The sequence below is a fragment of the Cellulosimicrobium sp. SL-1 genome, from assembly GCF_011033075.1.
GTDB lineage: Bacteria > Actinomycetota > Actinomycetes > Actinomycetales > Cellulomonadaceae > Cellulosimicrobium > Cellulosimicrobium funkei.
This window is the reverse complement of the sequence record NZ_JAACJC010000006.1, coordinates 304,893-325,552: the sequence shown is the minus strand read 5'-3', so window position 1 is coordinate 325,552 and position 20,660 is coordinate 304,893. Positions and strand designations below refer to the sequence as shown.

Sequence of the window (20,660 nt, the reverse complement as noted above, 5' to 3'; positions counted from 1 at the left end):
GGTCACGTGACCACCGACCCGATGCCCGGCCGCGGCGCCGACCCGCTGACGGTCGGCGACGCAGCCGCGGCGGCGGGCGTCACCGTCCGGACGCTGCACCACTGGGACGCGGTCGGGCTCGTGCGCCCCTCGGCACGGACGCCGGCGGGCTACCGGCTCTACGCGGCGGCCGACGTCGCACGGCTGCGGCGGGTGGTGGCGTACCGGGAGCTGGGCGTGGCGATCGAGGACGTCGCGGCGCTCCTCGACGCGACCGGCGACGAGGCGGTGGACGCGCTGCGCAGGCACCGGGCGCTGCTCGGGGAGCGGATCGCCCGGATGGAGCGCACCGCCCGCGCGCTGGACCGCCTCGTCACGGCGCGCGAGCGCGGGCTCCTGCTCACGCGCACCGAGCAGGTGGCGCTGTTCGGCGAGGGCTGGGACCCGGCGTGGCCCGGGCAGGCGCGCGCGCTCTGGGGCGACACCGCGCAGTGGGCGCAGTACGCCGAGCGGTCGGCGGAGCGCACGCCCGAGGACTGGCAGCGCCTGGCCGACGACGTCGCGGCCCTGGAGGCCGACCTCGCGGCGGCGTGCCGCGCGGGCGTCGACCCCGCGTCGGCGCGGGCGGCCGCCCTCGCCGAGCGGCACCGGGCCTCGATGGGCGCGCACTTCGACTGCCCGCCGGCGCGGCACGTGTGCCTCGCGCGGCGGTTCGTCGACGACGCCGGGTTCCGTGCCCACTACGACGGCCTCGCCCCGGGCCTGGCCGCGTGGCTGCGCGCCGCGGTCGAGGCGAACGCGCGCTCGCACGGCGTGGACCCGGCGACCGCCACCTGGGACTGACCCCCTGCGCCGTGCCGCACGGGACACGGCGGACGGGGAACCGCGGACGGGCGCGCGACGGGCGCCTCGGGAGGCGCGACGAGCGCTCCCGGCGGACGGGCGTGCGAACGCGGCGCCGGGGTGTGAGGCTGAGATCCCCGCCGCCGCACCACCCTCCCAGGAGCCCCGCATGCCCGCCACCCCCGCCCCCACGGCGGGCCCCTCCCTCGCCGCCCCGGCACGCGGCGCGATCCTCGCGGGCGACGCGGTCCGGGCCGGGGCCGCGCTCAGCGTCGTCGTGGCCGGCGCGACGCTCGACGGCGTCGGCGTCGCGCTGTTCCTGCTCGTGCTCGGCGGGACGATGGTGCCGCGCGCCCTCGGGGTGACCGGCGTGCTCGACGTCGGCTACGGGGCCGCGCTGCTCGCCTCCGCCTGGGCCGCCCAGCTCGAGTGGTACCGCGCGGTGCCCTGGCTCGACCTGCCCGTGCACGCCGTGTGCACCGGTCTGATCGCGGCGCTTGCGACGGTGACGCTCGTCCGCGTCGGGGCGCTGCCCGCCCCGCACGCCGACGACCGACCGTGGCGCACGGGCGTCGCCGTGGTGACCACAGGTCTCGGGGCGGTCCTCGCGATCCTGTGGGAGCTGGGCGAGTGGGCCGGGCACACGTTCCTCGACGACCGGATCGGCGTCGGCTACGGCGACACCGTCACCGACCTCGCGACGGGGCTCCTCGGCTCGGTCGTCGCCGGGGTCCTCCTCGCGCGCGGCACCGCGGTCCGGGAGCACCGGCCGTGACGCCCCGCACCGCCCCGACCGTGTCGGTGGTCGTCCCGGTCCGCGACGACGCCGCCGCGCTCGACCGCTGCCTGGCGCGCATCGCGCGGCAGACCGTCGCGCCGCTCGAGGTCGTGGTCGTCGACAACGCGTCGCGCGACGACTCCGCGCTCGTCGCGCGCCGCTGGGGCGCCGTCGTCGTGCGCGAGGAGCGCGTCGGCATCCCGGCGGCCGCCGCGACCGGGTACGACGCCGCGCGCGGCGACGTCATCGCGCGACTCGACGCCGACTCGCTCCCCGACCCGGGGTGGGTGCAGCGCGTCGTCGACCGCATGGCCGCCGACCCGACGCTCGACGCGATGACCGGCACGGGCACGTTCGACGACCTGCCGCGCGGGGCGCGCGCCGCCGTGGCGATCGCCTACCTCGGCGCGTACTACGTGCTGTGCCACCTCGCGCTCGGCCACACCGCGCTCTGGGGCTCGTGCATGGCCCTGCGCCGCTCGGCGTGGACCGCCGTGCGCGACGCCGTCGTGCGCGACGACCCGGAGGTGCACGACGACCTCGACCTGTCGTTCCGCCTCGGCCCGGGCCGGCGCACGGTGCTCGACCGGTCGTGGCGCGTCGGGGTGTCGGCGCGCTCGCTGCGCGGGCGGCGCCAGCGCCGTCGCCGCATGGACCGCGCGTGGCGCACGCTGCGCCTCAACTGGACGGTCGCGCCACCGTGGGAGCGGTGGCGCGACCGCTGGCGCTGACGCGCACGGACACCGCCCCGCCTGTGCCAGGCGGCGACGGCCCGGCGACGGGCCGACGACGGGCCGGCGACCGGCCCAGCGCTCAGTCCGCGCTGCCGCGCCAGGTGCGCCGCCGCGTCGCGCCCGGTGCCTCCTCGCGGTCGAGACGGGCCAGCAGCGCCGCGAGCGCCGCGGCGATCGGCTGCCCGGTCGCGTACTCGACGAACAGCCACTGCCCGGCCGGGTTGATCTCGAGGAACACGTAGTCGCCCTCGGGCGTGCGGCGCAGGTCGACCGCGCCGTACCAGAGGCCGAGCACCTCCATGAGCCGCAGGAGCGCGGTGGCGACGTGCTCGGGGAGGTCGTGCACGGACGTCGGGCAGTGGTGGGTGTCGACGCGGAAGTCGTACGCGTACGCCGACTCCTCGGTGCGCAGCTCGGCCGCGAACAGCTGCGTGCCGACGATCGTCACGCGCACGTCCGACCCCGCGACGGCCTCCTGGAAGATGACCGGCGCGTACCGCACGCTCTCGATGAGCGCGAGGTCCGAGTCCCGCACGGGGCGGGTCTCGCGCCACGTCGCGGGCGTGCCGCTGAACGGCTTGAAGATCACGCGACCCGGTTCCCGGTGCAGGAACTCCCGGGCGCGGGCCGGGTCGTTCGTCATGCACGTGCGCGGCACGCGCAGCCCGAGCCGCGCGGCGACCTGGAGCTGCCACATCTTGCGGGAGCCGGCCTCGTCGCGGTCCGGGTCGTTGACCCAGGTGGCGGGCAGGCACGACCACAGCCCGGAGACCGCCGCGGCGACCTCCCCGTGGGCGAAGCCGCGGTCCTGGGCGGAGCGCAGGTCGTCGTGCAGCGCGAACGGCTGCGGTCGGCGCCACCACACGGCGCGCAGCGTGGTGGTGTCCACCGCGCTCACGCCCTCGGCGCTCGTGTCGACCCAGTCGGCGCGCCACCCGGCGGCGTCCTGGGTCGAGGTCAGCGCCACGTCGCGGGGCGCGTGCCCCGTGTCGAGGAGCGCGTGGGGCGCGCCGAGCGCGTCCAGGTGGCGGACGACCTCCGTGGTGTGGAGGTCGTCCGCGTGCGACACGATGCCGATCATCGCGGGCTCCCGGTCCGGTCCGTGGGCGAGGTCGCCCGGGTCACTGCCCGGCCTGGAGGGCGGCGAGCGTCGCCTCGACGGCCTCGAGGGTCGCGCGCGCCTCGGCGACGGCCTCGACGAGGGCGCCGACGACGTCGACCGCCTCGCCCGGACCGTCCTCGTCCACGAGCGACTCCGCGCCCTGGACGAACGGCCGCGCCCCGGCGAGCACGCCGGCCTGCACGAGCCGCCCGATCGCGGGGTTGACCACGGGGTCGAAGACGTCGCCGGGGTCGAAGATCCCCTCCTGGAGCGTGTCGCCGGGTCCGGAGCCGACGTCGCCCGCGATCCCGGTGCCGACGGGGTTGTCCGCGGCGAAGCGGGTGTCGCCCTGGAAGACGGAGTCGAGGGCGCGCGGCGTGCCACCCTGGTCCCGGAGGAACGACGTCCCGATCTGGTCGGCGGCCGTGTGCGAGTCGGCCTGCCGGATCGTCAGCACGTCGACGGCGCGCGCGGTGTCGGCGCCCAGGAGCGTGCCGACCTGGTCGGCGGCCTTGACGGTCGCGATGACGTCCTGCGCGAGGGACGTGAAACCGTCGTCGGCGGTCGCGGTGCGCGCCCCGTGCGGCAGGGCCTGGAGCGTCGGCGACACGGCACGGATGCCCGCGATCGCCGTGCCGAAGTTCGACCCGGTCCCGGCCGCGTTGCAGCCGCCGTTCGTGTGGACGCCGACGAGCTCGCCCGCGGGCCCGAGGATCCCGGACCCGGAGTTGCCGCCGAGCGTGTCGATGTCGTCGTACCGGATCTGGTTCGTCGTGACGACCGTCGCCGGGCCCGCTTCGACGCGCTTGGGCATCCCGGCGGGGTGGCCGATGATCGCGAGCATGTCGCCCACCGTCGGGTTGGCCGTGGCGACGGCCGTGAACCCGTAGGTGTTCCCCGGGTTGCCGCCCACGCGCACGACGGCCATGTCGAGGCCGCCGAGCCGGTACTCGACGAGCGCGACGATCGGGAAGCTCTGCTCGGTGCGCAGGACACCGGACGGGTCCACCTGGAAGAGCACGTTGATGTGCATGCTCGTCGCGATCTGCTGCGGCGTGAGGACCTGCATCGACCCGTTCTGCCGGGGCAGGACCCAGCCGTCGGCGCTCTGGTCGAACAGGTGGCCGCACGTGAGGACGAGGTCGGGAGCGATCAGGGTCCCGCTCCCCCAGCGCACGCCGTCGACGTTGCCGGGGTTGGTGAAGACGCCGCCGAGCCCCGCGTTCCACTGGACCTGCACGGCCTGCTTCTGGTGGGCGTCCACGTACGCGCGCGTGACGCCGAGCGTGCCGTCGTACTGCTCGACGGGCTGGGAGTCGTCGGTCGCGCCGCAGATGGACTCGAGCATCTCCGCGTACGTGGGCTCCTCGCCCGCGATGGACTCGAGCGTCAACGGGATGCGTTCGGGCAGCGGCGGGTACAGCGCGTCGACGGTGTCGGGCGTCTGCGGCACCTCGCGCCGGCTCGGCTTCCGCGGTGCCGACTTCTTGCTTCCGGGCATGGGTTCCCCCTCGGTTCGGTCCCCCTGCACCTGGAGAGAGGAGCGCACCTCGCGGCTCGTACAACCGACACGCCGAGGCGCACATCCGCCCACGCGAAGCCCGACCCCGACGGGGTCGGCGCCGGGCCGCGGGGTCCTTTCACGGAGATCTCGATCACCGGGTTCGGCGCGGGACAGGCCGTCACGGGCTTCACCGCACCCGCCGGGTTCGACCCGCTCGCCGGGTATCCCGCGGACGTGCCCGCCGGATCGACCGCCAACGACGCGGAGTTCGCCGGGGCGATCCAGGTCACGGACACGGCGTCCGGCCAGACGACGTTCACCTACTGCATCGACCTGCTCACCGACACGCGGACCGGGGTCAACTACGAGATCGGCACCTGGGACGAGGCGAACGTGCCCAACCTGGGGTACGTCGGCTACATCCTCCACAACTATTACCCCGTCACGAATGAGCCCGCGGCCGCCCCTTCGGCGAACGCCCGCGCCGCCGCGGTCCAGGCCGCGATCTGGTTCTTCTCCGACGAGTACGTGCTCGCGACGACCGACCCCGTGCGGCAGTACACCGCGCAGATCGTCGCGGACGCCATCGCGAACGGGCCCTCGCCCGAGCCCACGCCCCCGCTGCTCGAGGTGACGCCCGAGAACCTCGCCGCACCGACGACGGGCGACATCGTCGGGCCCTTCACCGTCGAGGCCGACGGGCCCGCGACGATCCGGTCGTTCGGCGCCGAGGTGTTCACCGACCCCGAGGGCACGGACCTCCTCGCCGACGGCGCCACGGTCCCACCCGGCGCGACCCTCTGGGCGCGGCTCGCCGGGGACACCCCGCCGTACGGCTTCGTCCTGGAGAGACAGGTGACCGTTCTCGAGAGCACCGTCTATCTCTACGACGGCACGAACACGGGCCGCGACGAGGCGCAGAAGCTCGTCCTGGCACAGCCGACGGAGCTGACCCGACGAGCCGGCGCGCTGCTCGAGCCGTTCGCCGCGGGCAGCCTCGAGGTGACCAAGGTCGTGACCGGCGACGGCGCCGGGCTGCAGTCCGACGTCGTGCTCGACGTCGTGTGCACGGCGCCGGGCGGTGGCGAGACCGTCGAGCGGACGGTCACCGTCCCGGCCGGAGCCGCCGCGGGCGAGCACACGGAGGTCGTGAGCGGTCTGCCCGCCGAGTGGACGTGCGTCGTCACCGAGAGCGACGACGGTGACAACGGCCGCGTCGTCGTCACGGGGACGGACATCACCCCGGAGTCCGTCATCATCAGCAACGGCGACACCACCACGGTGACGGTGACGAACACGTACGGGGTCGCCACGGGCGGGCTGCTCGTCCGCAAGGCCGTCGACGGACCTGCCGCCGGCTCCCAGGGGCCCATCACCCTCGCCCTGACGTGCGACGACCCGGACGGCGCGTTCGACCAGGAGGTCGAGCTCCCGGGCGGGCTGACGGGCGCGGACAACGTGGCCCTGGAGCTCGACGGCATCCCCGCAGGCACGACCTGCACGGTCACCGAGACCGTCGACGGCAGCACCGCGACCACGCTCCTCACCCGGACCGTCGTGGCACCCGAGAGCGTGACGGTCGCGGAGGACGAGACGGCGGAGCTCGTCGTGGCGAACACCTACGACCGGGCCCCGACGCCCACCTCGGCCCCGACACAGCCGGCGACGGCGGGCCCCGGCGGGCTCGCGTCCACCGGCACGGACGCGGCCTCCCTCCTCGTCCTCGCGCTCCTGCTGGTCCTGGGCGGCACCGCGACGGTCGTCCTCCTGCGCCGTCGGGCGTGACGTCGCCGACTCCTGGTGCGCGAGCACGGGACCGGCGACCGGATCGGGGCAGATCCGGTCGCCGGTCCCGTGCTCGCCGGCGGGTTCTCCCGGTGCAGGAGGGGCCAGGGTCCGGGGTCAGCGGGGCGCTGCGACGTCCAGCACCCAGGTCACGCCGAAGCGGTCGGTGAGCATGCCGTACGCCGGCGCCCAGTCGGACGACGCGAGCGGGGCGACGACGGTCGAGCCCTCGGCGAGCGCGTCCCAGTAGCCGCGGACCTCCTCGACGTCGTCGCCGCGCACGGACACGAAGAACGGCGCCTCGCCCGGGCTCCACGGCCGGTCGGCAGGGACGTCGTAGGCCATGACGCGGAACCCGCTCGGCGCGCTGACCTGGCCCCAGACGACGAGGTCGGCGGTCGCCGGGTCGGCCGTCTGGGCGAGGTCGCCGTACGTCGTGACGACGAGCTCGCCACCGAACACGGACCGGTAGAGCTCGAGCGCGGCACGGGCGTCGCCGCGGAAGTTGAGGTGCGGGGTCGTCTGGACGGACATGGGCTCTCCTCGGGAGGCTCGTGACCCGCGACGGTCGCCGGGGGCCGTGCGCCGGGCCGTCGGCCCGTGCGCACCCCACGACTCTCGCGCTCCATCAGGACGGATCGTGTCCGCATTCTGCGGGAGCATGGAGCCATGACCGAGACCTCGCGCCGCACCCTCCTGCTGCTCGCGCTGCTCCAGGCACGCCCGGACCGCACGGGCCCCGAGCTCGCCGCGCGCCTCGGCGTCGACGCCCGCACGGTGCGGCGCGACGTCGACCGGCTGCGCGAGCTCGGCTACCACGTCGTCGCGACGCGGGGACGCGTGGGCGGCTACCGCCTCGACGCGGGCGCCGAGCTCCCGCCGCTCCTGTTCGACGACGAGCAGGTCGTCGCCCTCACGGTCGCGCTGCGCACGATCACCGCGAGCGGCGTCGGCGACGACCTCGCAGAGGCCGCCGTCCGCGCGCTCACGACCGTGCGGCAGGTGCTGCCCGCCCGGCTGCGGCACCGCGTCGACGCGGTCGACGTCACGACCGTCGCTCCGACACCTGGGCGCCCGGCCGTCCGGCTCGACCTCGACGTACTGCTCGCCGTGAGCGCGGCGGCGCGCCGCCGCGAAATGCTGCGCTTCGACTACGCGGCCGTGGCGCTCGACGCGCCACCGGAGGCGACCCCCGACGTGAGCCCCGGCGCGACATCCGGGACGGTGCGACCCGACGACCCGCGCGCCGGCGTCCGGCCGCCGCGCCGTGCCGAGGTGCACCACGTCGTCGTGCACGACGGGCGCTGGTACGCCGTGGCGTGGGACCTCGACCGCGACGACTGGCGCACGTTCCGGCTCGACCGGATGACACCGCGCACACCGACGGGACCACGGTTCGTCGCGCGCGACGTGCCCGGCGGGGACGTCGGCGCGTTCGTCGCGGCGCGCTTCGCAGGCACCGCCCCGGGCCCCGTGGCGGCGGCCAGCAGCGCGGCGACGAGCGGCGCGGCGCCCCGGGCGGTGAGAGCGGCGGCGACGCCCAGGACCCCGGTGGCCCCGGAGACCCCCGCCGCGAGGTGGTCCTGCCAGGGCTGGGTCGAGCTCGCCGCCCCGGCGCGCGCGGTCGCGCCGTTCGTCGAGGACGGCACGGTCGAGGCCATGGACGCGGAGCGCTGCCGGGTCACGCTCGGGTCGTGGTCGTGGGTGGCGCTCGCGGCGCGTGTCACGGCCTTCGATACCGACGTGCTCGCCGCGGGCCCGGCCGAGCTCGTCGCCGCGTGCGACGCCGTCGCCCGGCGCCTCGGCGCGGTCGCCGGGACGTGACGACGGTCAGTCGGGCACCGCGCCGCCCGTGAGGTTGACGATCGTCCCCGTCATCGCCGCGGCGCGGTCGGACGCGAGGTAGGCGGCGGCCTCGGCCACCTCCTGGACCGTCGGGAGGCGTCCCCGCAGCGTCCCCGCGACCAGGGAGCCGTCGTCGAGCAGCTCCTGGACGGTCTGCCCGGCGGCGGCCGCGGCGGGCGCGAACAGCTCGCGCGTGTACGAGCCGTGCGCGGGCCCGTCGACGACCGCGTGGGGCCGCAGCCCGACGACCCGCACCCCGGCCGGGGCGAGCTCCGCCGCGAGGAGCCGGGTGAGCGTCTCCTTGCCAGCCGCGCTCACGCCGTGCCCGAGGATGCCCGGCACGACGAGCCGCGCGCCCGGCTCGGACAGCGTGAGGAGCACTCCGGGCCGGTAGCGCGCGAGGTAGGGCGCCACCGCCCGGCTCGTGAGGAACAGGCCGCGCAGGAACCCCTCGACCGGGCGCCAGAACTCCTCGAACGAGAGGTCCCCGAGCAGGGTGCCCTGGCCGTGGGGGACGCTCACCGCGTCGAGCACGACGTCGATCCCGCCCGCGGCCGCGGCGACGGCCGCGGCGTGGGCCTCGACCGCCCGCTCGTCGAGCACGTCCAGTCGAGCCGTCTCGGCGCGGCCGCCCGCCGCGGCGATGTCGCGCGCGACGGCGTCGAGACGGTCCTGCGTGCGGCCCGCGAGGAAGACCCGAGCCCCCTCCCGCGCGAAGGTCCGGGCCACGGCCCCGCCGATCGCGCCTCCGCCGCCGTAGACCACGGCGACCCTGTCCTGCAGCAGTCCGGTCATGTCGCCCTCCCGGTGCGTCCCGTCGAACGGGTCTCGACCCCGCCGACGCGACCCGCGATCGGCGCTCATGATGCAACCGCAGGGTTGCACGTCATCCTGGCACTGTGCAACCCCTTGGTTGCATGCAGTTGGCAGGGCGTGCGGGCTCACCCGGCCGTAGCGTGGAGCGCCCCACCCCCGGCAGATCGGACCCGCCATGAACGCACCGGCACGCCACGACGTGCTCGTCCTCGGCGGCGGCAACGCCGGGCTCTCGCTCGCCGGGCGCCTGCGCCGCGACGGCTGCCCCGACGTCGCCGTCGTCGACCCGCGGACCACGCACCAGTACCGGCCGCTGCTCTCCTACGTCGCGTCGGGCATGGCGACCCTCGACGACCTCACCCGGCCGCAGGAGGACGTCGTGCCCGACGGCGTGCGCGTCTACCCCGACCGCGTCGTCGGCGTCGACCCCGAGCGCTCGCTCGTGCACCTCGCGGGCGGGCGCGCCCTCGGCTACGGGGACCTCGCGGTGTGCCCCGGGTCGGAGGTCGACTGGGACGCCGTGCCCGGCGCCGAGCAGGCGATGGGCACGCCGTTCGCCGCGACGAGCTACCTGCCCGACCTCGCACCGAAGACGTGGGAGATGGTGTCGTCGCTCACCTCCGGCACGGTGGTGTTCGCGATCTCGGCACGGCACGTGCCGTGCTTCCCCGTGGGCCTCAAGCCGCTGTTCGTCGCCGCCGACCACTGGCGCCGCACCGGCGTCCTCGACGCGATCCGGATCGAGCTCGCGGTCGAGTCGCCGCGCCTCGTCGACGACCCGCGCGCGGAGCCCGCGCTGCGTGCCGCCGCGCGGCGCTACGGCGTGCGGGTGCGTACCGCGACGACGCTCGTGTCCGTCGACGCGACCCACCGCACCGTCCGGCTCCGCGGGCCGCACGGGACCGACGAGGTCTCCTACGACGCGCTCTACGTCGCGCCGCCGCACCGCGCCCCGGCATGGGCCGCCGCGAGCGGGCTCGCGACCCCCGAGAGCGACGGGTTCGTCGCGGTCGACCCCGAGACCCTCCAGCACGTCGCGCACCCGCGCGTCTGGGGGCTCGGAGACGCCGCGGCGGTCGACGCGATGCCGTCGGGCGGCGCCCTGCGCCGGCAGGTGCCCGTCGTGGCGCGCAACATCCAGGCCCGACGGCGCGGCACCCCGATGCAGCGCTACGACGGCTACTCGGTCGCGCCCGTCACGACGTCGCGCGACCGCCTCCTCCTCGCGGAGTTCGACCGGGACCGTCGGCCCGACCCGGGGTTCGGCGTCGTCGACCTCGCGCGCCCGCGCCGCAGCCTGCTGCTGTTCGACCGCTACCTGCAGCCCACGATCTACTGGCGGCGGCTGCTCCAGGGCAAGGTGTCCTGACCCGCGGCACGCCGCAGCACGAAGAAGAACGGGCGGCCCATGCCGCGCGCCTCCATGCACCCGACGAGCGTGTCGTCGTCGACGGTGCGCAGCGCGTCCTCGACCGGGAGCGCGTCGTAGGTCATCGCCGCGGTCACCACGCCCCGGTGCACGACGGCGCGCACCCGCGCCCGGGGCGACCGCGTCCGGGTGAGCGGCAGCAACGCCCGCACGACCCGGGCGGCCGGCGGTCGGCGCAGCGCCGGCGCCGCCCGCAGCACGAGCGAGAGCGGGACGAGCGCGGGGTTGACGTCCACGAGGCCGCCGCCCGCGCCGTCGAACAGGAGGGGGTGCGCGTCGCCGCCGCGCTCGAACCGCTTGCCCGCCCAGCCCAGCGCCTCGAGCGCGCCGTCGAGCACGTGCCCCGTCGGCAGCCCGGACCCCCACCAGAACCCCGGGAGCGACTCGCCGTCGACGGGCGCGAGGCCGTCGAAGAACGCGAGCGCCCCGGCCGTCGTCGTGCCGCGCGCGAGGTCGTCGAGCGTGCCGGACGGCGTGCGCTCCTGCTGCGGGGCGTCAGGGTCGGCCATGCGTCGCTCCTCGGTCGTCCGGGCGGGACCGTCGTCCCGATCCTCGCGCGGGGCGCGGGGCGACGCCCGTCGTACCGCCCCCCGCGGTGACACACTGGTCCCCGTGCAGCGCGGCGACATCGAGACCGACCAGGACGCCGCGGCGCACGCGCTCGCCCGGAGCGTCGCGACGCTCCGTCGTGCGGCCGACCACGCGGACCGCTGGTGGTACCTCGCGAGCGGGCGCGAGCTCGACGGGCGGGCCTACGCGTGGGCGTGCGTGCCGCTCGCGGGCGAGGTGGTCGCCGTCCGACAGGTCGTGGGACTGGAGGACGGGTCCTGGCGCCGGTACGCGTACGACGAGGTCGTCGAGGACGACGCGGGGTTCCTCACGGACCAGCCGTTCGGTGACGACGACCTCGCCGGGACCGGCGACGTCCACCCGATCGACCCGACGGAGTTCGCCGCCCTCTGGGCGCGCGCGGGGACTGCCAGGGCGTGAGCCCGCCCAGCGCCCGCCGTCAGGACGACGACGACGGCGCGCCGTCGACGGTCTCGTGCCGCTTCTGGCGCGCGAACCGCGCGGGGAGGTCGGGGCCGTCCCAGACCTGGATCGCGCGCCAGATCGACGCCGCGATGGGCACGGCGAGCACGGCGCCCGTGAGGCCCGCCAGCACGGTGCCCGCGGTGAGGGCGATGAGGATCACGAGCGGGTGCAGGCGCAGCGTGCGGCCCATGACGACGGGCTGGAGCAGGTCGCCCTCGAGCTGGTTCACCGCGATGACGATCGCGACCACGATGAGCGCCTCGACCGGCCCGACGGCGACGAGCGCGACGAGCGCGCACAGGACGCCCGCGAGCGTGGCCCCCACGAGCGGGATGAACGCCAGCAGGAACACGAGCACGGACAGCGGGAGGACGAGCGGCACCCCGACGATCGCGAGGCCGATGCCGATCGCGACGGCGTCGACCGCGGCGACGATCGCCGTCCCGCGCACGTAGCCGCCGAGCGTGCGGACCGTCGTCTCGCCGATGCGCTGCCCGCGCGCGTACCGGGCGCCCTCGAACGGACGCAGCAGGAACTCCCAGATCGCCGGGCCGTCCTTGAGGAAGAAGAACAGCACGACGATCATCACGAAGAACCCGGCGACGAAGTCGACCGTCTGGGAGGCGCCCGCGAGCGCCCCGGCGCCGACCGCGTCGGACTGGAGCAGGCCGACGAGCGAGTCGCGCACCGACGCGATCTGCTCCTCCGTGATGTCGAATGGCAGGTTCTGCACGTAGGTCTGGAGCTCGTCGAAGCCCTCGACGGCCTGGTCGCGCAGCTCCGGCCACTGCTTGACGACCGCCGCCGCGACGAGCCACACCACCACGCCGAGCACGACGACGAGCGCGAGCAGCGCGACGACCGTCGCGAGGAACGACGGCACGCCCTTGCGCCGGAGCAGCCCGACGAGCGGCGAGATCGCCGCGGCGAGCACGAGCGCGATGAGGACCGGGATGACGATGAGCGTCAGCCGCGTCACCGCGAACACCGCGACGGCGACGAGCGCGACCAGGGCGAGCACCTGCACCGAGCGCGTGCCTGCGCGACCGAGGCCGTCCGACCAGAGCGCGGACGCTCCCGCCGGGCGCGCGGGCTCGACGGCGTCGGCCCGGTCCGCGGCGGCATCCGTCTCCCCGCCAGGGCCACGTTCCGCGACGGCGACCCGCTCCGCGGCGGGAGCCTCCTCGGCGCGCTCGTCCGCCCGCTTGCCCGACCGCCGTCTGCCCAGACCCATCCCGCTCCCTCTCTCGCCGCACGTGTGACGGCCAGGGTGACACGATCGGGCGTCACCCGCCGGGTGCCGGGACCGGGCGCCCCGTAGGCTGCGAGGTATGGCGTCCCGCATCAGCGAGCTGGTCCTCGACTGCGCCGACCCCGAGCTGCTCGCTCGGTTCTGGTGCGACGTGCTCGGCTACGTCGAGCTCGACCGCGAGGAGGACGGCTCGATCGAGATCGGCCCGCCCGACGTCGGGTTCGGCGGCCCACAGCCGACGCTGATCCTCAGCCCGAGCACCGACCTGCGCACTGGCAAGCTCCCGCTGCACCTCGACGTCAACCCCACCGACCGCGACCAGGACGCCGAGCTCGAGCGGCTCCTCGCCCTCGGCGCGCGGCCCGCCGACGTCGGCCAGACGGGCGACGAGCCGTGGCACGTCCTCGCCGACCCCGAGGGGAACGTGTTCTGCCTGCTGCGCCGGCGCCTCGACCCCTGAGCCGTCAGGACGGCTGCGGGGGTGACGGCACGGCGAGGTCCTGCGTGCCCACGACCCCGAGCAGCCGGATCCGGTCCGCCGCCTCCGTGCCCGGCGCCGCCGTGAGCACGAGGAGCACCTGGAGCTGGTCCTCCGTGGTGAGCGCCTGGCAGTCCACCTCGATCTCCCCCACCACCGGGTGCACGAGCGTCTTGTGGTCCACGAACCGGCGCGCCACCTCCTGCCGGTCCCACAGCGCGACGAACTCCGGGCTCGTGCGCGACAGCACGCGCACGAGCTCCCCCGCGCGGGACGACGCGCCCAGCACCGCCACGGCCGAGCGCAGGCTCGCGACGAGGGCGCGGCCCTGCCGGTCCCGGTCGTGCGCCGGGTAGATCGCCCGCGCCGTCGCCGGGTGGGCGAACCATCGGTAGATCTCGCTGCGGTCCCACCCCGCGTACGCCGACGCGTCGCCGTAGAGCGCGCGCGCCAGGTCGTTCTGCGCGAGCGTCTGCGCGAGCGGGTCGAGGATCAGCGCGGGGGTGTCGTCCAGGCGGTCGAGCACGCGCTGCAGCGCGGGAGCCACGTGCCCGGGATCGGTCGCCCGGTCGGGCACCCCGTGCCCGGCGACCCGGTAGAGGTAGTCGCGCTCGTCGTCGGACAGGCGCAGGGCCCGCGCGATCGACGCGAGCATCTGCGTGCTCGGCTGCGGCCCGCGCTGCTGCTCGAGGCGCGTGTAGTAGTCCGTCGACATGAGCGCGAGCTGCGCCACCTCCTCGCGGCGCAGGCCCGGTGCCCGACGGCGCAGCCCGGCCGGGAGCCCCACGTCGCCCGGCTGCAGCGCCTCCCGGCGACGGCGGAGGAAGTCGGCGAGCGCGGCGCGGTCCATGCGCCCATCGTCCGGGGTGCGCGACGCCCGTGCCAGGGATCGCCGGTCCCCCGTCCACCGGACTCTGCCGCGCCGCGCGCACGACGTTCAGGATCGAGGCATGGACATCACGCGCAGCACCGTCTTCATCCCCGGCGCGACGAGCGGCATCGGGCTGGCGCTCGCCGTCGCGCTGCACGAGCAGGGCAGCACCGTCGTCGTCGGCGGGCGCCGCACCGAGCTCCTGGAGCGGATCGCCGTCGAGCACCCCGGTCTCGACACCGTGCGCATCGACACCACCGACCCCGAGAGCATCGCCACGGCCGCGAAGGAGGTCCTCGACCGCCACCCCGACCTCGACACGCTCGTCACCATGGCCGGGATCATGCGCACCGAGGACTGGCACCACCCCGAGGGCTTCCTCGACACCGCCGAGCAGATCGTCACGACCAACGTGCTCGGCCCGATCCGGCTCGTCGGCGCGTTCGTCGAGCACCTGCAGACCCGGCCGCGCGCGACGATCGTCACCGTGTCGTCCGGGCTGGCGTTCGCTCCGCTCGCGGCCACGCCGACGTACGACGCGTCGAAGGCCGCGATCCACATGCTCAGCGAGGCGCTGCGGCTCCAGCTCGCCGACACGAGCGTCGACGTCGTCGAGCTCGTCCCGCCGTCGGTGGCGACGGATCTCATGCCGGGTCAGCGCGAGAGCGCGATCGCCATGCCGCTCGACGAGTTCGTCACCGAGGTCGTCGACCTGCTGCGCGCGCAGCCCGACGCGCACGAGATCCTCGTGGAGCGCGTGAAGTTCCTCCGGTTCGGCGAGGCGCGGGGCGACTACGACGACGTCGTGCGCACCCTCAACGCGTCCGACCCGCACGGCCGCTGAGCCGGCTGGGCCGCCGGGCCGGTGCAGCCGCCGCGGTCCGAGCGGGCTCGGCGCGAGCGGCTCGGTCAGGCGGGCCCGGCCGGGCGAGCCCGGTCAGACGGGCTCCGGGGCCGGGGCGAGGGTCGCGGCCAGGACCTGCCACGCGCCGTCCGCGCGCACCCACAGGCGCGTGTAGACCAGCCGCGCGGACAGCGCGGTCCCGTCCTGGACCGCGTCCACGGCGGCGACGAGCCGGGTCGTCCCGCTCGGGCCGTCCTCCTGGACGACGAGCGACTCCTCCTCGAGCCGCGTGATCCGCAGCGCGCCCGAGCGGTGGCTCGCGAGGTCGTCCTCCTTGGAGAAGACCGACCCGTCCGGACCGGCGCCGACGCACCGCGGGTGCAGCAGCGCGTCGAGCGCGGCGACGTCGCCCGCGCGCTGGGCTGCCTGGAGAGCGTGCTCGGCGGCAAGAAGGCTCATCGCGCGAGTCTACGCACGGGGTCGGGACCGGCGGACGTCGGGCGCGGCGCCGTCGACGGGTCAGCCGCGGCGACGCGTCAGAACAGCGGCCACGGGACGGCGGGCATGTCGCCCTCCGGGGCGGGGAACCGTGCCGTGCGCAGCAGCCGGTCGCAGCGATCCGCGAGGGCGGCCACCTCGTCGGGCGCGAGGAGACCGCGCAGGCGGTGGGGGAGGTCGCCGTCGAGGCCCGCGCGCACCCGCTCGACGCCCGCGAGCTCGTCGTCGGCGAGGGGCTCGCCGAGCCAGCCCCAGAGGACGGTGCGCAGCTTGGGCTCGACGTGGAAGGTGACGCCGTGGTCGACGCCGAGGCGCCGCCCGTCCGCCAGCGGCAGCACGTGCCCGCCCTTGCGGTCGGCGTTGTTCACGACGGCGTCGAGCACCGCCATGCGCCGCAGCGCCGGCGAGTCCTCGTGCACGACGCTCACCGGGCGGTCGTCCTCGTCGACGCCCTCCAGCACCGTCCGCACGCCGTCACGCGGCACCTCGTCGGTGGGCACGACGTCGACCGGCGACTGCGCCGCGTCGACGTCCTGCCAGAGCTGCACCATGCCCGGGCCGAGCGGCCCGTCGCGCAGCCACGTGCGCGGCACGACTCCCCCGCCGAACACCTCCGAGACGAGGTACGCGGCGACCTCGCGGCCCGCGAGCGTGCCGTCCGGGAAGTCCCACAGCGGCTTCTCGCCCGCGACCGGCTTGTACACGACCGAGACGTCGCCCAGCCGCGCGAGGAACGTCGCGTTCGACGCAACGCGGATCCGCCCGACGACATCGAGCGGCGCCTCGGTCAGGGCGGCGTCGAGCGGGGTGTCGGCGGGGTCGAGACCGGATGGCGGGATCGCAGGGCCGAGGCCGGGCGGCGGGCCGGCGGGGTCGACGTCGGACGGCGCGGCGGCGTCGTCGCGCGGGGTCGTCACGCCTCGCCGGGCAGCGCGCACTCGTGCCCGTCGGGGTCGACCGGCCGGCCGCACAGCGGGCACGGGGGGCGGCCCGCGCTCACGACGGCGCGCGTGCGCTGCGCGAACGCGCGGGCCGTCCCCACGGGCATCTTGACGAGGAGCGACTCGGCGGGCTCCGGCTCGTCCGCCTCGGGATCGAGGTCGTCGTCGTCCACGAGCGGGAACGCCTCGACGATGACCTGTGCCGTGCGCGGGTCCCAGGTCAGGCGCATCGCGCCCGTGCGGAACTCCTCCTCGACCGGGAGGTCCAGGGGGTCGTCGTCGACGAGCTCGGCCGGGACGTCGGCGGGGACGCTGTACCGGTTGTCGGGCTCCTCCATGAGCTCGTCCAGCAGGCGCTGGATCGTGTCCGCCAGGACCGCGGACTGCTCCTTCTCGAGCGCCACGCTCGTCGTCCGCGTGCCTTCGCGCGCCTGCAGGTAGAACGTGCGGGAGCCGGGCGACCCGACGGTCCCCACGACGACGCGGTCCGGCCAGTCGTACTCGTGGACGAGAGTGGGCATGACCTCACTCTACGAGCGCACGGCCCGTCCGCACGGGACGGCCACGGGTCGGACGTCGGCCCGGCTACCGCGCGGCGTCGGCCTGGCCCGGCCCGGCGCCCCCGCCCACCGGCGCGTCACCGGCAGGCGCGGCGCTGCGCAGCCAGGAAAGGTCGCCCGCGTCGGTGTTCACCGCCACGACCTCCGGGCGGTGCGGCCCGTACCGGACGACGGAGATCGACGCCGGGCCGACGACGATGCGCTGGAAGAGGTCCAGGTGCACCCCCAGCGCGTCGGCGAGCACGGACTTGATGACGTCGCCGTGCGAGACCGCCGCCCACACCGCGTCCGCACCGTGGCGGGCGGCGACCTCCGCGTCGTGCCGCCGGACCGCCTCGACGCCCCGGGCCTGCATCGCGGCCAGCGACTCGCCGCCCGGGAAGACGGCCGCCGACGGCTGCGCCTGCACGACCGACCACAGCGGCTCCTGGGCGAGGTCCTTCAGCGCACGCCCCTGCCACTGCCCGTAGTCGCACTCGGTGATCCCGTGCTCGGTCACGGAGTCCGGCGCACCCGCCTGGTGGTCGAGCAGGGCTCGCGCAGTCTGCCGGCACCGCTCCAGCGGGCTGGTGACGACCCGCGCGAGCGGCACGCCCGCGACGCGCTCGGCCGCCCGGGCCGCCTGGTCGCGCCCGACGGCGTCCAGCGCGACGCCGTCGGCCCGCCCGGCGAGGATGCCGCTCGCGTTCGCGGTGGTGCGGCCATGACGGACGAGCAGGACGGTCGGCATGCCCCGAGCGTAGGTGACGGACCCTCACCCTGTGGTGGCGACGTCCGGGGGCGGTGGTACCTCGGCCTGGGCCGAGATCACTCGCGGGGCCAGCTTGTCGGGCAGGGGCGCCAGGCCCGGCCCGCCCGCGCGGATCCACGAGTGCAGGGCGGCGGTGAGCTCGTCGCCCGCCAGCTGCTCGAACCAGGCGGGGCCGGCGGCACGCGCGGCGGGCACCGGCCGCACTACGACGACGTCCCCGCGCTCGCACGCGTCGAGGCAGTCCACGACCGTCAGGCGCGCGTCCCCGCTCTCGGCGATCCGGCGCAGACGCTCGAGCTGCCCGCCCGGACGGGTGTCGGTGGCGGCCAGCGTCTCCCCCGCGCACAGCCCGCACGCCGTGATGCCAGGCACCGTGCGCGCGGGGCGGGGACGACGTCCCCGCTCGTCGGTGGGGGTCGTCGCCGTCACGCGTCGATGCCCTGGTGCCGCACCTGGTGGCGGGCCTGGTGGCGGACCGCCGTCGGCCCGTGCTCGCCGCGATGTCCCCGGGACGCCATGCCTGTCCTTCTTCCTGTCGTGCCGACGGGACCGGCGCCCGCAAGCGATACCCCGCAAGGGTATATCGGTCGAGGGAGGGCCCCACCCTCCGGGTGGGGCCCTCCTGCGGTCAGCCCACCCGGATGAAGGTGGGGTTGGACTGCCAGATCTCCCCGTACCGGACGGTCTTGCCCGGCGACGGAGCCTCGATCTGCTGGTTGTCCCCGACGTAGATGCCGATGTGCCCCGGGCTCCAGATCAGGTCACCAGGTTGTGCCTGGTCTCGGGAGATCACCGTCCCCGCGTACCGCTGCTGGGACGAGGTCCGGGGCAGGTCGATGCCGACCTGGGCGTAGACGTAGGACGTGAAGCCGGAGCAGTCGAACCCGTCCGGGGTCGTCCCGCCCCAGAGGTACGGCACGCCGAGGTAGCGCGCCGCGATGCTGACCACGGCCGAGCCCGCCGCCGACGACGGCACCGCGACGGGAGCCGAGGCTTCCTCCGTGGCGCCCTGCTCCGCCGAGGTGCTCGTCCGTTCCTCGCTCCGGGACGGACGCTCCTGACGCTCCGGCTCCGGCTCGGGTTCCGGCTCCGGTTCCGGGGCGGGGGTGACGGTCACCGGTGCCTGCTCGATCGCGAACGACGCGTCGGCGGAGACGGTCACCGCCGGTGCGGCGCTGAGCGCCTGGCGGGCCTGCTCGGTCAGCGCGCTGAGATCGACCCCGGACACGGCCTGGGGCTCCGTGCTCGGCGCGGCGCTGGCAGGCGCCGCGAACCCCGAGACCAGCAGCCCCGACCCGGCGGCCAGGAGGACACCCTTGCGGGCGGCGTTCGCCGTCCCCTCCTGCGCCGTGCGGGCTATCGAGGTCAGCGGCGTGATCGGTCGGTGGGACGCACGGTGGCGTCCCGGGTTTCTTGCGTTCATGGTGGTCTCCTTCGTGCCTACGGGGTGAGCTGTCGGGTTCGGGTCGGAGAGTGACCCGGCCGGGCCAGTGGTTGCGGCCCGGCTTCACCCCGAGAGCACCGCGGTGCTCGCCTGAGTGGTTCCCCCGCCCCTGTCGTGGTGGTCGATGGTGTGCTCCCGGAGCTGACAGGGCTCGGCACCCTCCGGGATCCCTCGCGGACCGTTCCGCGAGGAGCATGAGGCTGCGGGCGACGTCTCACCCGCGGTCGGCGCCGAGCGCCGCGTCCCAGCTCGCACCGAGGTCGCGGCTGGTGAACAGGCCGGTCTCCGTGGCGACGAGGATCCACGGCTGGTTGCCGGGGCTGTCGTCGGGCACGTAGGTCATGGCCTGCACGCCCTCGGGCGCGGTGCCGTGGTTGTCCCAGCTCTCGGTGCCGGGAGTGCCGGTCCAGACGACGCCCCGGGCGTCGATCCCGATCAGCGCTCCGCCCCGCTCGTCGTCGACGAGCACGAGGGCGGGCGCCCCCCGGTCGGGAGCGAAGCTCCGGCCGCCGTCGCGGCTGAGCTGCAGGCCGGTGGGCGTGGTCGCGACGACCGTGTCCGGGTCCGCGTCCAGGAGGTGCAGGTCCCGGGCCTCCACGGTCGCGCCCCGCGACCACGTCTCGCCCGAGTCGTCGCTGACGAGCACGGTCGAGGTCCCCGAGTCCAGCCCGACGACGCGGACGGTGCCGTCGCCGGTGCTCGCGGTGCTCAGGGCGTGGAAGTCGACCTCCCCGGTGAGGGAGACGGGATCCCACGTCGCAGCGCCGTCGGTGCTGCGGATCAATCCGAGGTTGGGCTTCTCGAGCTCCGGCTGCTCCCCGGGCGCAGGGTGGCCCGAGGCGTACACGATGCCGTCGACGGCGAGGGTCATGCCCATCGTGTCCTGGCGGCCCGTGCCGACCCGCTCGACCGGCCCGGGGTCGTCCTCGAACGGGTCGCCGAGGGTCCAGACCCCGGTGTGGGTGGCGATGAGGAGGGAGTGGTCGTCGCGCACGACCTGGACGTCGTGCACGTGCCCGAAGTCGGGCAGGTCCTGGGACGCGAGCGTCGTCGCGTCGGGTGTCGGTGGTGGAGTCGGGGTGCAGGCGGCCAGCAGCAGCACGGATCCCGCTGCGGCCCACCCGGTCACCCGCCTCGTGAGGGCAGGGTTGAGCACGGTGTGGGGTCCTTC

At 75.7% G+C, this 20,660-nt stretch carries 23 protein-coding genes and 1 riboswitch; of the genes, 9 read left to right on the top strand and 14 right to left on the bottom strand.

What is annotated here, in order from left to right:
• Positions 1-6: 6 nt before the first annotated feature.
• The 3 genes from GWJ10_RS11775 to GWJ10_RS11765 all read left to right on the top strand — a co-directional run bounded on the left by GWJ10_RS11775 (position 7) and on the right by GWJ10_RS11765 (position 2,331).
• Positions 7-822, top strand: a complete 816-nt coding sequence (locus GWJ10_RS11775; RefSeq protein ID WP_241005770.1) for a MerR family transcriptional regulator — start codon at positions 7-9, stop codon at positions 820-822.
• A gap of 169 nt (positions 823-991) precedes the next feature.
• Entirely contained in the window at positions 992-1,597 is a 606-nt protein-coding gene (locus GWJ10_RS11770; protein ID WP_241005769.1) for a hypothetical protein, read from the top strand.
• Positions 1,594-2,331, top strand: a complete 738-nt coding sequence (locus GWJ10_RS11765; RefSeq protein ID WP_076404831.1) for a glycosyltransferase family 2 protein — start codon at positions 1,594-1,596, stop codon at positions 2,329-2,331. Before GWJ10_RS11770 ends, GWJ10_RS11765 begins: the two co-directional genes overlap by 4 nt.
• Positions 2,332-2,413: 82 nt before the next feature.
• Here GWJ10_RS11765 and GWJ10_RS11760 read toward each other — a convergent pair whose 3' ends face one another.
• Positions 2,414-3,415, bottom strand: coding sequence for an MvdC/MvdD family ATP grasp protein (locus tag GWJ10_RS11760; RefSeq protein WP_061268456.1), 1,002 nt, complete (start codon positions 3,413-3,415; stop codon positions 2,414-2,416).
• A gap of 40 nt (positions 3,416-3,455) precedes the next feature.
• Positions 3,456-4,937 (bottom strand): serine protease, encoded by a 1,482-nt coding sequence (locus GWJ10_RS11755; protein WP_163187587.1) that lies wholly within the window; start codon positions 4,935-4,937, stop codon positions 3,456-3,458.
• Positions 4,938-5,174: 237 nt separating this feature from the next.
• Here GWJ10_RS11755 and GWJ10_RS11750 point away from each other — a divergent pair, with 237 nt between their 5' ends.
• Positions 5,175-6,725 carry a DUF5979 domain-containing protein gene (locus GWJ10_RS11750; protein WP_163187585.1) on the top strand — a complete coding sequence of 517 codons (1,551 nt, stop codon included), beginning with the start codon at positions 5,175-5,177 and terminating at the stop codon, positions 6,723-6,725.
• Between the two features lie 117 nt (positions 6,726-6,842).
• Here GWJ10_RS11750 and GWJ10_RS11745 read toward each other — a convergent pair whose 3' ends face one another.
• Complete coding sequence (locus tag GWJ10_RS11745; protein WP_163187583.1) at positions 6,843-7,259, bottom strand: VOC family protein; 417 nt, start codon at positions 7,257-7,259, stop codon at positions 6,843-6,845.
• Between the two features lie 135 nt (positions 7,260-7,394).
• On the opposite strand from GWJ10_RS11745, the gene GWJ10_RS11740 reads away from it, so the two are divergent.
• A complete protein-coding gene (locus tag GWJ10_RS11740) occupies positions 7,395-8,549 on the top strand; it encodes a WYL domain-containing protein (protein WP_163187581.1) in 1,155 nt (384 codons plus the stop codon).
• Between the two features lie 6 nt (positions 8,550-8,555).
• Here GWJ10_RS11740 and GWJ10_RS11735 read toward each other — a convergent pair whose 3' ends face one another.
• Entirely contained in the window at positions 8,556-9,365 is an 810-nt protein-coding gene (locus GWJ10_RS11735) for an SDR family oxidoreductase (RefSeq protein WP_163187579.1), read from the bottom strand.
• 196 nt (positions 9,366-9,561) lie between these two features.
• Between GWJ10_RS11735 and GWJ10_RS11730 the strand changes: the two genes are divergently transcribed.
• Complete coding sequence (locus GWJ10_RS11730; RefSeq protein ID WP_163187577.1) at positions 9,562-10,755, top strand: FAD-dependent oxidoreductase; 1,194 nt, start codon at positions 9,562-9,564, stop codon at positions 10,753-10,755.
• Here GWJ10_RS11730 and GWJ10_RS11725 read toward each other — a convergent pair.
• Positions 10,719-11,324, bottom strand: a complete 606-nt coding sequence (locus GWJ10_RS11725) for a DUF4334 domain-containing protein (RefSeq protein ID WP_163187575.1) — start codon at positions 11,322-11,324, stop codon at positions 10,719-10,721. The genes GWJ10_RS11730 and GWJ10_RS11725 overlap by 37 nt on opposite strands.
• A gap of 103 nt (positions 11,325-11,427) precedes the next feature.
• Here GWJ10_RS11725 and GWJ10_RS11720 point away from each other — a divergent pair, with 103 nt between their 5' ends.
• Complete coding sequence (locus GWJ10_RS11720) at positions 11,428-11,805, top strand: hypothetical protein (protein WP_163187573.1); 378 nt, start codon at positions 11,428-11,430, stop codon at positions 11,803-11,805.
• Positions 11,806-11,824: 19 nt separating this feature from the next.
• Here the strand turns inward: GWJ10_RS11720 and GWJ10_RS11715 are convergent, their stop codons facing one another.
• Positions 11,825-13,084, bottom strand: coding sequence for an AI-2E family transporter (locus GWJ10_RS11715; RefSeq protein WP_163187571.1), 1,260 nt, complete (start codon positions 13,082-13,084; stop codon positions 11,825-11,827).
• Between the two features lie 97 nt (positions 13,085-13,181).
• Between GWJ10_RS11715 and GWJ10_RS11710 the strand changes: the two genes are divergently transcribed.
• Positions 13,182-13,562 carry a VOC family protein gene (locus GWJ10_RS11710; RefSeq protein ID WP_163187569.1) on the top strand — a complete coding sequence of 127 codons (381 nt, stop codon included), beginning with the start codon at positions 13,182-13,184 and terminating at the stop codon, positions 13,560-13,562.
• Positions 13,563-13,566: 4 nt separating this feature from the next.
• On the opposite strand, the gene GWJ10_RS11705 is transcribed toward GWJ10_RS11710, so the two are convergent.
• Positions 13,567-14,430, bottom strand: coding sequence for a helix-turn-helix transcriptional regulator (locus GWJ10_RS11705; protein WP_163187567.1), 864 nt, complete (start codon positions 14,428-14,430; stop codon positions 13,567-13,569).
• Between the two features lie 100 nt (positions 14,431-14,530).
• Here GWJ10_RS11705 and GWJ10_RS11700 point away from each other — a divergent pair, with 100 nt between their 5' ends.
• Entirely contained in the window at positions 14,531-15,295 is a 765-nt protein-coding gene (locus GWJ10_RS11700; protein WP_163187565.1) for an SDR family NAD(P)-dependent oxidoreductase, read from the top strand.
• Between the two features lie 93 nt (positions 15,296-15,388).
• Here the strand turns inward: GWJ10_RS11700 and GWJ10_RS11695 are convergent, their stop codons facing one another.
• From GWJ10_RS11695 to GWJ10_RS11665, 7 genes are all read right to left on the bottom strand, one after another.
• Positions 15,389-15,754: a nuclear transport factor 2 family protein gene (locus GWJ10_RS11695; protein WP_163187563.1), complete on the bottom strand. Its 366-nt coding sequence runs from the start codon at positions 15,752-15,754 to the stop codon at positions 15,389-15,391.
• 77 nt (positions 15,755-15,831) lie between these two features.
• The gene (locus GWJ10_RS11690) at positions 15,832-16,584 is read right to left on the bottom strand and encodes an SCO1664 family protein (protein WP_163187692.1); all 753 of its coding nucleotides are present in this window, start codon (positions 16,582-16,584) and stop codon (positions 15,832-15,834) included.
• Positions 16,585-16,706: 122 nt separating this feature from the next.
• Positions 16,707-17,255 carry a DUF3090 domain-containing protein gene (locus GWJ10_RS11685; protein WP_163187561.1) on the bottom strand — a complete coding sequence of 183 codons (549 nt, stop codon included), beginning with the start codon at positions 17,253-17,255 and terminating at the stop codon, positions 16,707-16,709.
• A 64-nt stretch (positions 17,256-17,319) separates the two neighbouring features.
• Complete coding sequence (locus GWJ10_RS11680) at positions 17,320-18,024, bottom strand: histidine phosphatase family protein (protein WP_163187559.1); 705 nt, start codon at positions 18,022-18,024, stop codon at positions 17,320-17,322.
• Positions 18,025-18,048: 24 nt separating this feature from the next.
• On the bottom strand, positions 18,049-18,474 hold the full coding sequence (locus GWJ10_RS11675) for a hypothetical protein (protein ID WP_241005768.1): 426 nt from the start codon (positions 18,472-18,474) through the stop codon (positions 18,049-18,051).
• 199 nt (positions 18,475-18,673) lie between these two features.
• Positions 18,674-19,468 (bottom strand): C40 family peptidase, encoded by a 795-nt coding sequence (locus GWJ10_RS11670; RefSeq protein WP_163187557.1) that lies wholly within the window; start codon positions 19,466-19,468, stop codon positions 18,674-18,676.
• Positions 19,468-19,656: riboswitch (cyclic di-AMP (ydaO/yuaA leader) on the bottom strand. Its footprint overlaps the gene before it by 1 nt.
• 47 nt (positions 19,657-19,703) lie before the next feature.
• Positions 19,704-20,645 (bottom strand): F510_1955 family glycosylhydrolase, encoded by a 942-nt coding sequence (locus GWJ10_RS11665; protein WP_163187555.1) that lies wholly within the window; start codon positions 20,643-20,645, stop codon positions 19,704-19,706.
• Positions 20,646-20,660: the final 15 nt, after the last annotated feature.

Bases quoted from the DNA above. Each gene is read 5' to 3' on its own strand.
- GWJ10_RS11770 (WP_241005769.1), top strand. From the start codon at position 992: ATGCCCGCCACCCCCGCCCCCACGGCGGGCCCCTCCCTCGCCGCCCCG.
- GWJ10_RS11760 (WP_061268456.1), bottom strand. From the start codon at position 3,415: ATGATCGGCATCGTGTCGCACGCGGACGACCTCCACACCACGGAGGTC.
- GWJ10_RS11755 (WP_163187587.1), bottom strand. From the start codon at position 4,937: ATGCCCGGAAGCAAGAAGTCGGCACCGCGGAAGCCGAGCCGGCGCGAG.
- GWJ10_RS11745 (WP_163187583.1), bottom strand. From the start codon at position 7,259: ATGTCCGTCCAGACGACCCCGCACCTCAACTTCCGCGGCGACGCCCGT.
- GWJ10_RS11740 (WP_163187581.1), top strand. From the start codon at position 7,395: ATGACCGAGACCTCGCGCCGCACCCTCCTGCTGCTCGCGCTGCTCCAG.
- GWJ10_RS11735 (WP_163187579.1), bottom strand. From the start codon at position 9,365: ATGACCGGACTGCTGCAGGACAGGGTCGCCGTGGTCTACGGCGGCGGA.
- GWJ10_RS11730 (WP_163187577.1), top strand. From the start codon at position 9,562: ATGAACGCACCGGCACGCCACGACGTGCTCGTCCTCGGCGGCGGCAAC.
- GWJ10_RS11725 (WP_163187575.1), bottom strand. From the start codon at position 11,324: ATGGCCGACCCTGACGCCCCGCAGCAGGAGCGCACGCCGTCCGGCACG.
- GWJ10_RS11715 (WP_163187571.1), bottom strand. From the start codon at position 13,084: ATGGGTCTGGGCAGACGGCGGTCGGGCAAGCGGGCGGACGAGCGCGCC.
- GWJ10_RS11710 (WP_163187569.1), top strand. From the start codon at position 13,182: ATGGCGTCCCGCATCAGCGAGCTGGTCCTCGACTGCGCCGACCCCGAG.
- GWJ10_RS11705 (WP_163187567.1), bottom strand. From the start codon at position 14,430: ATGGACCGCGCCGCGCTCGCCGACTTCCTCCGCCGTCGCCGGGAGGCG.
- GWJ10_RS11700 (WP_163187565.1), top strand. From the start codon at position 14,531: ATGGACATCACGCGCAGCACCGTCTTCATCCCCGGCGCGACGAGCGGC.
- GWJ10_RS11695 (WP_163187563.1), bottom strand. From the start codon at position 15,754: ATGAGCCTTCTTGCCGCCGAGCACGCTCTCCAGGCAGCCCAGCGCGCG.
- GWJ10_RS11685 (WP_163187561.1), bottom strand. From the start codon at position 17,255: ATGCCCACTCTCGTCCACGAGTACGACTGGCCGGACCGCGTCGTCGTG.
- GWJ10_RS11680 (WP_163187559.1), bottom strand. From the start codon at position 18,024: ATGCCGACCGTCCTGCTCGTCCGTCATGGCCGCACCACCGCGAACGCG.
- GWJ10_RS11670 (WP_163187557.1), bottom strand. From the start codon at position 19,468: ATGAACGCAAGAAACCCGGGACGCCACCGTGCGTCCCACCGACCGATC.